Genomic DNA, 12511 nt, shown 5'->3' with positions numbered 1-12511 from the left:
AATAGTTGATTGGTTTTAAAGTTGATTATAAGCTCTTGATGATGATCTTCTGATCCTCCCTTTTTATTTTGATAGAATAAGTCTCTTTCAGCGCGGTTAATGCCTCCTCCAGACTTGTATTTTTAAAATTTGCATTAAACTTCTTTACGGTAAGCTTCCGGTCGTGGAGCTCGATATGAATGCCATAATACTCACTTAGCTGCCTGCAGACTTCATCGAGCGGTGTATCCACGAAGCGCAATTCTTTTGTAAACCAGGCTGAAGCATTCTCATTATTATTCATCTGTATGGTGTTTTCCACATAGCGGTAGTTAATGCCTTGACCGGCCTGCAGAATAGAAGGCTTGCTTTTCTCATTAGGCGTAAACATTACTTTCCCCGTTTCTACCAACAGATCTATATTTGTTTCTGAATAACTAATGTTAAATGAAGTACCCAGGACTTTAACCTTGGAATTTCCGATAGACACTTCAAAAGGACGCTTTGAATCCTTGGCGACAAGAAAAAAGGCTTTCCCTTTTAATAAATTCAAGGGGCGTTCGGCATTAGAAAACGTTTCAGGATAGCTAACGGTACTATTTGCCGCCAGGATGATCTTAGAACCATCGTTTAACAGCACAGAGTCTATGGCGCTATCTGTTTTTTTAACGATGTAATTTACCGCGGTTTCTTTACTATAAATCCATATTCCGACAGCAATAACCACAACTGCAGCGGCAGCGACTTTACTCCAGCTGAAAATTCTGCGAGGCTCAGAATAAGTAGCTGCATCCAGGCGTAATCTGAAATTAAGTACGGATTTCTCTACATCAATTCCTTGCAATTGCTGTGTCTCAGCTGCATTGTCCCATATTCTTTTCGTCTGCTGAAAATAGATCTCATTTTCCTCAGACTGACCTCTCAAACGAGAAACCTCTGCCGCTAAAATTTGATTTTCTGGTTCATCGAAGTGTTTCAGGATCATATCCTGAAAGGTTAGTTTGTCTTGCAATTCGGTTAGGTTTGTATATAAGACAAATGGGTGACTAAAAACCCCTAGTCAGATATGAATAAAAAAATAATATTTATTTAATGTTTTAAAAGATGGCAGACTTAGTATAAATACATGGCCATCAGATAGAAATATTTGAACTTCTTTCTCAAAGGGCTTTGCTCCGCCGCTTTAGAAACACGACTTCGAAGGATCTTAAGTGCATTCCCCATATGATTTTCAACTGTCTTCTCAGAAATATTCAATCGCAAGGCAATATCACGATATTTTAATCCTTCCAATCTGCTCAGTTTAAAAACCTGCTGGCACTTTTCAGGAAGCAGTTCAATCTCATGATATAGCAGAACAATCAACTCATTTTCCTCTTCATGTCTTTCAGCATCATCGATAACTACATGATCCGCAATTTTAAGGTGGTGTTTTTCTATATTCTTTTGACGATTGACGAAGTTAATAGACGAATTCACTACACTTCGGTATAGATAAGCGTTAATGGATTTGATTTCTGACAATAACTCTTTCTCCTCCCATATTTTTAGAAAAACATCTTGTACAATTTCTTCTGCAGCAGGAATACTCTGAACATATTTGTCAGAAACCAGAATTAATTTCCTGAAATGATGAGAATAAAAATCAGTGAATGCATCCTTATTGTTATCCTCAATAAGTAAGAGTAGATCACTCCCTGAAATTACCTCAATTGATTGTCTAACACGCATCACACTCCTAACCAATTAGAATAATTTGAACAAAATCGAAATTATTACTTTAATAGCCCTAAAATATGATTTAAGAAGGAATTATTAATGAGAAAATAAAATATTATTAACTATAATAGAGACAATCCTCTATTACATCAAGATTTTCACTTTAAATTAAAAAAATCAATTCAAATAAAAGAAATAAAAGGTAGGATTAGAAATTGTAATAAGGAGAGATCATCAGGTAAACCACAACTCCGGTAACCGCTACATACAACCAAACCGGATAAGACCAGCGCACAATCTTTTTATGAAGTGCAACCTGCATGTTTAAGCCTCTGTAAAAGCTCAGCAGGATTAAAGGCAATACCACCACAGCAAGAATGATATGAGTGGCCAAAATGAAGAAATAAACGTATCTCGTGCTACCTACAGCGGCCAGTTCCGCTACAGATAAGATCCCGTTATGATCCAGGTCACCAAACTTAGTATCCTTTTCATATAAATGGAACAGAATGTAGAAAACCAAAAATATAGCCGATAAGATAAAAGTGATGATATTGGTAATCTTATGCGCCTGAATATTTCCTTTACGAATAAAAATCAGGGAGACGATCAGTAACACCGAACAAGTGGCATTGATGCCTCCGATAATATGAGGCAACAGATAAATGAAAGATGGTTTAGTGGTTGGTGCAGGAACCAATTTTAAAGCAATAACAACAGTTAACACAACAGCGGTAACGATCCACACTAAACGTAAAAAAAACTTATCATTCATCTTATTCTGGTATTATGGAAGTTTACCTTCCGTCTTTATTATTTCTTAACTCCTCGGTAATTAAAACCTTGATCTCGTCGTCCAGTTTGGATAAAGCTTCCTGACTGGTTGCTTCATAATATCCACGGATGCGATGCTGAGGATCCAGCAATACAAACATATTGCTATATACAAACTTCTGCTCCCCATTCTGTAACTCCCGGTGTGCGTCAATAAACAGTCCTTTATTAACCAGACTATAAATCGAAGTGCTATCGCCCGTTAGTAAATCCCACTTACCTGCTTTAGCACCTAAAACCGCCCCATAATCAGACAATATTTTTGGAGTATCCCTGGAAGGGTCGATACTTAAACCGACAAAATTAACCGTCTTATTATTTGCGTAGGTTGCTTCAAAAGCCTTCATGGCCTTATTGGCAAAGTTGACAGAATAGGTATTTCCTGTGGTATAGAACAGGTTCAGAACAATAATCTTTCCTTCATAGCTCTTCCAGCTCACTGAGTCCGCTTTCTGATTTACCAATTTAAAATCAGGCACCAGATGGTAAACCGTATCCGGGATCTTTTTCCCACGTACTGAATGAAAGGTTTTGGCTACTTCTTTAGGACCAAAGAAAGGTAAGGGCTTATAGCGGTTTTTACCTTTATCCTGTAGTAAATAATATAAAAATCCTGGTACCGCTAAAATGGTGACCAGGATTAATATTTTTTTTATTTGAGAACTCTTCATTAAACAAGCGGCATGTGAAGGTGCAGATAACCACCCTCAATCAGCATTAATGTTATAAAATAGAGAATAAAAATAAACGATACGGTTAATGATAATTGTAAACCCAGTTTCTCATACTTTAAGTGCATGAAATAAGCTACAATATAAAATGCTTTTAATAAAGTAAGGGCAATGTATAGGAAATTACCAACACCATGGCTCATTAATCCCTTTGGCAATATCACAAGGGCAATGATAAACTCTATTACTGTAATCAGTAAAAGGATACCAAATACCTGCCATATTTTTTTCTTGGTTAAGCCTGCATGTTCGCCGTGTCCATGCTCTTCTGTATGTGCGTGCTCTGACATAATATTTTTATTGAATAATTAAACTAAATAGAAGAATGTAAATACGAATACCCATACAAGGTCTACGAAGTGCCAGTATAAACCAACTTTCTCTACCATCAGGTAATGTCCGCGTTTTTCGAACGTTCCGTTAATGGTCATAAACAAGATGATGATATTGATGATTACCCCACTAAATACGTGAAAACCGTGAAATCCTGTAATGGTAAAGAATAGATTTGAAAACTGCTGTGCAGAAACGGTAGAAACTTCTCCGTTAAACAGATGCTTCAATGTTTCCATCGGAGGAATTTTTCCCCATCCAAATCCTTCATGGAATAAGTGTGTCCACTCTAAAGCCTGACAGCCAAGGAACATAAATCCACCAACGATTGTTGCAATCATCCACCAGATTACTTCTTTTTTAGAACGTCTGTGTCCTGCCTCTACAGCAAGTACCATCGTCACAGAGCTCATGATCAAAATAAAAGTCATGATACCCACAAACACTAATGGCGCACCATGGTCCATTACGCCCGGAATAGATTGGAAAACCAAATCCGGATCTGGCCAGGTTAATTTAGTGAAACGTTGTGCTCCATAATAAACCAATAATGAAGAGAATGTGAATGCATCAGAAAGTAAGAAAAACCACATCATTATTTTACCGTACTCTACCGACCACGGTGAGCGTCCGCCGCTCCAAGGAGTAGTTTTTACCTGATCTAATTGTGATAATGAATTCATTTTATAAATTGTAATAGTTTGTTAACAAATCTAACTGTTCAAAAGTAAAAAAACATACAGATATATCCATAATATATCTATAAAATGCCAAAATATTGAGGCAATCTCCATCCTGTATTTGGCCTTTGCTACCGGTATTTTACCATAAGCGCCAAATAAACAGTTCAAGATAAAACAAAGTCCTCCAAAAATGTGCAGTAAGTGAAATCCAGAAACAATATAAATTAAAGATATTGCTGCGTTATTATTCACCAATGTTGCTCCTGTATGGTATAAAGCACTCCAGGCATCTACCTGAAGATAACCAAAAACAAGGGCAAGAACCATGGTTCCCCACAACAGGACTTTCTGAGATCCGATATTTCCTGCCTTTAGTGCTTTTGCAGCAAGAAAAAGACAGATACTGCTACCAATCAGGATTAATGTGCTGTACATAAAGGCATCCGGAAGAACCAATCCGTGACCTTTACCTTTTGATGCTGCAAATACGATGTAAAAGCTGGTAAAACCTCCGAACATAATCGTCGAAGAAACCACAAACAACCAAAGAATAAATTTCTTAGGCTTGGTGTTTAACCCCTCATCATATTTTACATCCTGCTCTTTTAACGTATGTACCATATTTAAATTATTAAGCTATAAAATCAAACAATAAAACCAACTGGACTACCGGCAGGTAAAAGAAAGAGCAAAACATTACCTTTCTGGCACTTGCAACCTCCAGATCCATCCACATTTTAAACGCCAGCCACGCAAATACGAGCCCGGCAAGGAGGGATACCCCTGCAATATAATATCCGCCAAAACCGTAAAAGGTTGGCATTAAACTTACCGGAATCAATACCAGCGTACTCAAAAAAGCAATAAATCCACTGATTTTATCCCTTTTTGTTGTCGGCAAAAGCCGGAATCCCGCTTTTTTATAATCATCATCCAATACCCATGCAATCGCCCAGAAATGTGGCAACTGCCAAACAAACTGAATCAGAAAAAGAATCACTGCAATCTGGTCTATCTTTCCATGTGCCGCTACATAACCAATCAGCGGAGGTAAAGCCCCTGGGATCGCACCAACAATTACTGCTATCGGTGATTTCCTTTTCAATGGTGTATAGGCAAAAGCATAGAGGAAAATAGAGAATACAGAAAGTAAGCCTGTTTCAATATTTAATTTGCCAAGCAACCAGGTACCCAGCATGCCCATCACAAGACCAGAAACCAAACCCTGTCCTGTAGTCATATGTCCCGCAGGCATTGGACGGTCCTTGGTCCTTGTCATTAGTTTATCCAGGTCTACTTCTATTACCTCATTGAAGCAATTTGCTGCAGAGGTTACCAGAAACCCGCCTACAATCAAAATCAACCAGTTCATCCAGTCAATATCAGGGCGTACTCCGTTAATGGGGACTTTGGAGCCTATTAAAAACGTAACTGATGCGGAAAATACAACCAGAAAAGTTAATCTGAATTTAATGAGCTTAGAGAAATCTGCTAAAAACTGTTTCAATTTATATATAATTAATACTACTGATTGTAAGTGTCTGTTCTGTACACCAACAGGTACAGATAATACTGTAATGTAAATAATACCGTAGAGAACAATATGTGCAATGCCTGAGCATAGGGAGGCAATGCAAAGTTAGATAATAATAAGCCGGTAGCAATCTGAATGATTAAAACTATGGCAATTGCATTACCAACCCTTAAAGCAGTTGCTTTTCCACTGAACTTGTCTTTTACAAGCTTATAAATAACCACATTCATGATCAGTACCAACATCGCCACATCCCGGTGATAAGAAAAGGTTGCCCCTACTTTACTCACCCAACTTTCCCTGTTGCTGTACATCATTCCTTTTGCAATCGCATCAATGGCTTCTCTGACTTCGGTACCCAACACAATCTGAAGCGTACTTAAGGCTACGGAAACCAATACCAATACTTTAAGCCACACAATATTCGACATAATGACTGTCGCCTGTTTTTGCAGCTGCAAGGCGTAATTATAGGTATATACTAAAATGGCCAGAATAACCAATGCCAGTAACATATGAACCGTTACAATCCAGGGCATCAGATTTGTGGATACCACAATAGATCCCAACCAGGCCTGAAAGCCTACAATAATCACATTGAGAATGCTTAACACGAGTATCCTCTTTGCAGTTTTGCGATATGCAAAAGAATAAATCACCAAACCTAACAGCAGAAATCCGGTAATTGCCCCCATCAGACGGTTTAAATATTCCGTCCAGGTTTTGGCTACATTAAAAGGCTCATGTGTTAAAATTGACTCATCATGTCTGATGCTATCTGCAAGGTGTGCCTTTCCCATTTTCTCCAGTGTTTTTGCGAAACGTTCATTTTTCGCAACCCTTTCTGCTACATATTTTTCTTTATAATCTGCAGGCAATTGGGAGGCTGAAGTTGGCGGAACATACTGATCGAAACATTTCGGCCAATCCGGACAGCCCATCCCTGAACCCGTACTACGTACGATTCCCCCTGCCAGAATCAGCAATAGGGTAACAATGATGGTGATGAGGTTTAGCCTGATAAATCTCTTTTCAGATTTAGGAACCATGGTATATGTTTAAGAAAAATGGGGCATCTGTTGTAAGTATTTACCTACTGCAGATACCCCATTGTGTATTGTTGAATACGATGTATTAGTCTAACTTCTCTGTTGCAGGAACATTCTTAGCTTCCCACTCTCTTTGTATACGCTCAGATTCAGTATTACCTTCAAAGTCATGAGGCATGTTTGAAGACATCGTCTGAGAGAAAGGTACAGTCTGAGGAATAAAATCCTGCTCAGCACCTGGTTTACTATAATCATATGGCCAACGGTATACTGTTGGAATTTCTCCTGGCCAGTTTCCATGTAAATGTTCTACTGGTGTAGTCCACTCTAAAGTATTGGATTCCCAAGGATTCTGAGGAGCTTTCTTTCCTCTGAAAATGTTATAGAAGAAGTTCCATAAGAAAGCTACCTGTGCCAATGCACCGATAATAGCTGCCCAGGTAACGAATACGTTCACTGTCAACCATTTTTGCATAAACTCAAACTCAGTGAATGCATAGTAACGACGAGGGACACCATCTAAACCTAAGAAGTGAAGCGGGAAGAATACCAGGTAAGCAGAGATAAAGGTCAACCAGAAGTGAAGGTATCCCAGTTTGCTGCTCATCATTCTACCGAACATTTTAGGATACCAGTGATATACACCTGCAAGCATACCGAAGATCGCAGCAGAACCCATTACCAGGTGGAAGTGGGCAACTACGAAATAAGTATCGTGTAGATTGATATCCAGGGAAGCATTACCTAAGAAGATACCCGTTAAACCACCAGAGATGAAGAAAGATACCAAACCGATTGCGAATAACATTGCAGGCGTAAATTTGATATTACCTCTCCATAAAGTAGCCAGGTAGTTGAAAGTCTTAACTGCTGAAGGAACAGCAATAATCAATGTGGTGATCATAAATACCCCACCCAATAACGGGTTCATACCCGTCACAAACATGTGGTGACCCCAAACTATAAATGATAATACGGTGATACCGATCAATGAATAAATCATCGCATGGTAACCGAAGATCGGTTTTCTTGAGTTTACTGAAATTACCTCAGAAGAGATACCCAAAGCCGGCATAATTACAATATATACCTCCGGGTGACCAAGGAACCAGAATAAGTGTTGCCACAGGATCGGTGAACCACCTTCATTAGGCAATACCTGAGTACCCATAACAATATCAGAAAGGTAGAAACTTGTTCCGAAACTACGGTCAAAGATTAAGAGTACCACACCCGCAACCAGTACAGGGAAAGATAAGATACCTAAGATCGCGGTTAAGAAAAACGCCCAGATGGTCAATGGCATTTTCCAAAGATCCATTCCTTTAGTACGCATGTTCAATACGGTACTCACATAGTTGATACCACCCATTAACGAGGAAGCAACAAACATGATCATACTGATCAACCATAAAGTCATACCCAACGCAGAACCTTTAATTGCAGTTGGTAAAGCAGATAAAGGAGGATATACTGTCCATCCCGCACTTGCCGGACCTGTCTGAATAAAGAAAGAGCTCATCATTACCACACAGGCTCCAAAGAAGAACCAGTAAGATAACATGTTCAGGAATGGCGAAGCCATATCCCTTGCTCCAATCTGAAGAGGAATCAATAAGTTACTGAAAGTTCCACTCAGACCAGCAGTTAATACAAAGAATACCATGATGGTACCATGTATCGTTACCAGTGCCAGATAGAAATCAGGTTTTATACGTCCGCCCTCTGCCCATGTTCCAAGGAATGTTTCCAGGATCGGGAAGTTGGTATCCGGCCATGCCAGTTGCAAACGAAATAGGATAGACAAGCCCATCGCAATAACAGCCATAATAATACCTGTTATCAGGAACTGCTTAGCGATCATTTTGTGATCCTGACTAAAGACATACTTCGTTAAGAAGGTCTCTTTGTGATGTCCATGATCATCATGGCTATCGTGGTTATGTGTATCGTGTAATGATATAGTTGACATAATGTGCTATTCCAGTATTATTATTTTTTTAAAGCTAATTGATTTGTTTTAACTGCAGAAGTATCTTTTGCTACGCTATCTGCTGGTTTAGCTGCAGCTGGTGCCGGTGCTGCAGTTACAGGCAGGTTAAATTCTTTTCTCAAATCGTCAGTTAAATAAGTTCCTTGCTTTTTAACCCAAGCTTCGTATTCCGCTTGTGAAACAACCCTTACTTCTTTCTGCATCTTGTAGTGACCTTCACCACAAATCTTAGCACATAAGAATAAGTAAGCAAACTTAGGATCATTGGTTTTCGCTTTCATCTCTTCGGTAGTGATGGTTGGCGTAAACTCAAAGTACGAAGTCATACCTGGTACCGTATTCAATTGAATTCTGAAGTGAGGCATGTAGAAACTGTGTAATACATCTTTACTGGTCAAAATCAAACGAACCGGTTTGTTCACAGGAATTACCATCTCATCAGCAGTCTGGTCATCTAAAGTGTTTTTATCTTTAAAATCGATACCCAACTGGTTAACTCCATTGATCAGCTTATAGTTTTTTACCCCTACAATACCATCAGCTCCCGGATAACGGATCGCCCATGCAAACTGAGATGAAGTAATCTCAATGCTCAAAGGTTTGTTGTTCGGATCTTCGATCTTGTAGAAAATTGATCTCCAGGTAAGGAAACCCATTAATACCAATACGGTTAGAACCAATGCAGGAACAATTGTCCAGATACGCTCTAAAGCATTATTATGTGGATAGTAATACGCTTTTCTTTTTCCGGTGTTTTTGTAGAAATAAGCAAAAGCAAACAGGATGATATGCGTCGCAATAAACACGATAGTGGTAATGATCAACGTGATGTTAAACATCTGGTCAATTTTCTTACCATGTTCTGATGCTGCTTCCGGAAGAATCATTTTTCCATGAACCGTATATTCCCAATATACTCCGTATAAACCTACAATAAGGAATAATGCGAACAATACGCCGTTTACCGTATTCCAGTTGATCCCTTTCGGCTTGTCTTGAGCCTCACGGGTCAATTCATATACCTTTAAAGCTTTTCCAATGATTGCTATGAATAAGCAAAGCAATAGAAATGCCATGGTATAAAATATAACCGTTTTATAAACCGGACCCATATCAACAGGTTTGGCGACGGTCTCAGCGGCAGCGCCGGCAGCCTGTGCAAATGCGCTATTGCTTGCAAATGCAGTTAGAATCACCGCTAGTGCCGCTATTGTTTTGTTACTTATAAATTTTCTTAAACTCATTTCCTTAAAAGTAGTAACGCTGTACTTCTATTATACTATTATTTTATTTACTGTATTAAGATCACCTATTACAAGTGATGATTCAAACTTTCCTGTAAGAACGGGTGGTTCTTGGCGATCAAAGGTTGTTTACTTAATGCTCTTAAAACGGTAAAGGTAAACAATCCTACAAAACCTACGGCTGTTCCGATCTCGATAATACCAAAAGCATGGTGTTCTTCAACCGTTCCAGGCATAATCATTTGGTAATAATCAACCCAGTGACCACACAATACGATGATACACACCGTTAGCATGATGTTTTCCTGTCTTTTATTGTCTCTGTCCATTAATAGTAATACCGGAGCTAAGAAATTCAGGACCAGGTTAAGATAGAACCAGAACTGGTAGTGATCAAATCTTTTGTAGAAGTATACAGTCTCTTCCGGCATGTTTGCATAGTAGATCAGCATAAACTGAGCAAACCATACATAGGTCCAGAAAATAGAGAAACCGAAGATAAACTGCCCAAGGTTGTGTAAGTGACTGTTGTTAACCCAGCTCATGTAACCCGCTTTTCTCAACAGGATAATGATGATGGCAATCGTCGCTAAACTACTTACCCACATTGCAGCGAAGTTATACCAGCCGAACATCGTAGAGAACCAGTGAGCCTCTAATGACATGATGGTATCAAAAGCAAAGATTGGTGTAGTGAAACCGTAGATTACTAAAAATACACACGAGTATTTAAAGCTTTTTCTGTAAGAGTTTAAACCTCCCTGTAAATCTTCATTGGTCGATAGTTTAGCAAGAAGAACTGCGAAGATGGAATAAACACCTAAGAAGATCACCTGACGCGCCATAAAGAATGGTACATTCAGGAATGCCGACTTACCGTCGATTAGTTTATCATAATTAGCACTCGATGCATCGGTCAGACCCGGAGCATTCCAGTGATGATATAAGTTATGTGTGTATAGACCAGCACCCATTACTGCGATCAGAATAACCACAGCGATTGGTAATGTTTTGGCCATTGCCTGAGGCACACGTAGTATAGAAGCAGACCAACCTGCCTGCGCTACAAATTGAACAGCAAGAAAGAATGCACCTGACATGCAAACACATGCGAAGTAATAAGCCATCAGTAACAAGTTGGCAAAAGTACGCTCATGAAGCTCCTTTGCCGTAAAGCCATACCCTATAGCCAGTGCCCCTACGATAATAGCGACAATGCTTAAGGTTTTTGCTTTACCTGTAAACTCAAACTGCTCAGTTAAATTATAATTGTGAGTTCCCATTTATTTGTGCTTTTCTATTGTATTTTTTGTAATTGTTGAACATACATCACGACTTTCCATCTCTCTTCAGGAGACAGTTGTGAAGCATGTGAACCCATGTTGTTTAGACCATACATAATGGTATGGTAAATTTTTCCTGCGCTCAGGTCTTTCATGTTACCACCACGCGATGACGTTGCATCACCATGATAAGAAGGAATACCACTCACTTTTTCGATTTTTACCAGGTGACCTTGGCCGTCTCCTTTTTCTCCATGACATGGAGCACAAAACACGGTGAAGTAATGTTTTCCTGAAATCAGGTTTTTCTCTGTAGCAGGAACCGGATTCACTAAAGCCGCACCAGCTGCTTCATAACCTTCTTTAGTATTCGGATAATCATATTTATCGAATCCTACAGGAGCGGTATGTGCCGGCGGAGTTTGTGCCGTTTGTCCGTTCTTAAAGTTTTTGTTTGGCTGATCCGGATTATAAGCAATCGGATCATACATGTTCCTTGCATATTCTAAACCTGTACTCTGCTTATCCTTGCATGCTGAAAATATTACAGCACTGGCAAGAATACAAAATGAGGCTAAAACTACTTTATTCTTATTCATAGCTAATGTACTTCCTTTCATTGTGCTTAATTTCTAGAGCACCTGCATCTTTTAATAAACCATCTATCTTACTATGCTCTGCATTTTCTTTTGCATCGATAGCGATAATAAACCTGTCATCTGTAGCCCTTAAGTCCATCACTCTTGGTGCCCTTCCAGGGAACAAATGTGTAGAAGCATAATAAGCACCTACCAAACTGAAAGCACAGAATAGGATCGTCACCTCGAACATAATCGGAATAAAATCCGGAAGTGCTAAAGCTGGTTTACCACCAATATTATGTTTCCAGTCTACAACCGAAGTTAAGTAGATCAGTGCAAATGCAGACATGGTTCCTGTAATCCCGCAAAAGAAAGCGAGAATATCTAACCTGGATCTTTTGATCCCTAATTTAGCTTCGATGCCGTGAATAGGCATTGGCGTATAAACATCATGTATTTTAATGTTATTTTCCTGTAACTTCTCGATGCCGTGCATCATTTCGTCAGGATCACCAAAACTGCCTAAAATATATTTGATATTACTCATT

General features: G+C 39.1%; 14 protein-coding genes. All 14 read right to left on the bottom strand.

The window, feature by feature from the left end:
- Positions 1-25: 25 nt before the first annotated feature.
- A complete protein-coding gene (locus BFS30_RS11520; protein WP_069379432.1) occupies positions 26-991 on the bottom strand; it encodes a FecR family protein in 966 nt (321 codons plus the stop codon).
- A gap of 101 nt (positions 992-1092) precedes the next feature.
- Positions 1093-1710, bottom strand: coding sequence for an RNA polymerase sigma-70 factor (locus tag BFS30_RS11515; protein WP_069379431.1), 618 nt, complete (start codon positions 1708-1710; stop codon positions 1093-1095).
- A gap of 196 nt (positions 1711-1906) precedes the next feature.
- A complete protein-coding gene (locus BFS30_RS11510) occupies positions 1907-2473 on the bottom strand; it encodes a DUF420 domain-containing protein (protein ID WP_069379430.1) in 567 nt (188 codons plus the stop codon).
- Positions 2474-2495: 22 nt separating this feature from the next.
- The gene (locus tag BFS30_RS11505; RefSeq protein WP_069379429.1) at positions 2496-3203 is read right to left on the bottom strand and encodes an SCO family protein; all 708 of its coding nucleotides are present in this window, start codon (positions 3201-3203) and stop codon (positions 2496-2498) included.
- Positions 3203-3553, bottom strand: a complete 351-nt coding sequence (locus tag BFS30_RS11500) for a cytochrome C oxidase subunit IV family protein (protein WP_083252017.1) — start codon at positions 3551-3553, stop codon at positions 3203-3205. Before BFS30_RS11500 ends, BFS30_RS11505 begins: the two co-directional genes overlap by 1 nt.
- An 18-nt stretch (positions 3554-3571) precedes the next feature.
- Positions 3572-4279 carry a cytochrome c oxidase subunit 3 gene (locus tag BFS30_RS11495; protein ID WP_069379427.1) on the bottom strand — a complete coding sequence of 236 codons (708 nt, stop codon included), beginning with the start codon at positions 4277-4279 and terminating at the stop codon, positions 3572-3574.
- 30 nt (positions 4280-4309) lie between these two features.
- A complete protein-coding gene (locus BFS30_RS11490; RefSeq protein WP_069379426.1) occupies positions 4310-4900 on the bottom strand; it encodes a cytochrome c oxidase subunit 3 in 591 nt (196 codons plus the stop codon).
- A gap of 10 nt (positions 4901-4910) precedes the next feature.
- Entirely contained in the window at positions 4911-5786 is an 876-nt protein-coding gene (gene cyoE, locus BFS30_RS11485; protein ID WP_069379425.1) for a heme o synthase, read from the bottom strand.
- A 17-nt stretch (positions 5787-5803) separates the two neighbouring features.
- Complete coding sequence (locus tag BFS30_RS11480; RefSeq protein ID WP_069379424.1) at positions 5804-6862, bottom strand: COX15/CtaA family protein; 1059 nt, start codon at positions 6860-6862, stop codon at positions 5804-5806.
- Between the two features lie 85 nt (positions 6863-6947).
- Positions 6948-8834, bottom strand: a complete 1887-nt coding sequence (locus BFS30_RS11475; RefSeq protein WP_208603050.1) for a cytochrome c oxidase subunit I — start codon at positions 8832-8834, stop codon at positions 6948-6950.
- A 20-nt stretch (positions 8835-8854) separates the two neighbouring features.
- Positions 8855-10099 (bottom strand): cytochrome c oxidase subunit II, encoded by a 1245-nt coding sequence (locus BFS30_RS11470; RefSeq protein WP_069379422.1) that lies wholly within the window; start codon positions 10097-10099, stop codon positions 8855-8857.
- A 68-nt stretch (positions 10100-10167) separates the two neighbouring features.
- A complete protein-coding gene (locus tag BFS30_RS11465) occupies positions 10168-11382 on the bottom strand; it encodes a quinol:cytochrome C oxidoreductase (protein WP_069379421.1) in 1215 nt (404 codons plus the stop codon).
- Between the two features lie 14 nt (positions 11383-11396).
- On the bottom strand, positions 11397-12002 hold the full coding sequence (locus BFS30_RS11460) for a c-type cytochrome (protein ID WP_069379420.1): 606 nt from the start codon (positions 12000-12002) through the stop codon (positions 11397-11399).
- Entirely contained in the window at positions 11974-12510 is a 537-nt protein-coding gene (locus BFS30_RS11455; RefSeq protein WP_069379419.1) for a DUF3341 domain-containing protein, read from the bottom strand. The genes BFS30_RS11460 and BFS30_RS11455 overlap by 29 nt, the downstream gene beginning before the upstream one ends.
- Between the last annotated feature and the right edge of the window lies 1 nt (position 12511).

Source organism: Pedobacter steynii (assembly GCF_001721645.1).
Classification (GTDB): Bacteria; Bacteroidota; Bacteroidia; order Sphingobacteriales; family Sphingobacteriaceae; genus Pedobacter; species Pedobacter steynii_A.
This window is presented reverse-complemented; position numbering and strand designations above follow the sequence as displayed.

Coding starts and splice junctions, on each gene's coding strand:
- BFS30_RS11515 (WP_069379431.1), bottom strand. CDS start 1,710: ATGCGTGTTAGACAATCAATTGAGGTAATTTCAGGGAGTGATCTACTC.
- BFS30_RS11510 (WP_069379430.1), bottom strand. CDS start 2,473: ATGAATGATAAGTTTTTTTTACGTTTAGTGTGGATCGTTACCGCTGTT.
- BFS30_RS11505 (WP_069379429.1), bottom strand. CDS start 3,203: ATGAAGAGTTCTCAAATAAAAAAAATATTAATCCTGGTCACCATTTTA.
- BFS30_RS11500 (WP_083252017.1), bottom strand. CDS start 3,553: ATGTCAGAGCACGCACATACAGAAGAGCATGGACACGGCGAACATGCA.
- BFS30_RS11495 (WP_069379427.1), bottom strand. CDS start 4,279: ATGAATTCATTATCACAATTAGATCAGGTAAAAACTACTCCTTGGAGC.
- BFS30_RS11490 (WP_069379426.1), bottom strand. CDS start 4,900: ATGGTACATACGTTAAAAGAGCAGGATGTAAAATATGATGAGGGGTTA.
- BFS30_RS11480 (WP_069379424.1), bottom strand. CDS start 6,862: ATGGTTCCTAAATCTGAAAAGAGATTTATCAGGCTAAACCTCATCACC.
- BFS30_RS11475 (WP_208603050.1), bottom strand. CDS start 8,834: ATGTCAACTATATCATTACACGATACACATAACCACGATAGCCATGAT.
- BFS30_RS11470 (WP_069379422.1), bottom strand. CDS start 10,099: ATGAGTTTAAGAAAATTTATAAGTAACAAAACAATAGCGGCACTAGCG.
- BFS30_RS11465 (WP_069379421.1), bottom strand. CDS start 11,382: ATGGGAACTCACAATTATAATTTAACTGAGCAGTTTGAGTTTACAGGT.
- BFS30_RS11460 (WP_069379420.1), bottom strand. CDS start 12,002: ATGAAAGGAAGTACATTAGCTATGAATAAGAATAAAGTAGTTTTAGCC.
- BFS30_RS11455 (WP_069379419.1), bottom strand. CDS start 12,510: ATGAGTAATATCAAATATATTTTAGGCAGTTTTGGTGATCCTGACGAA.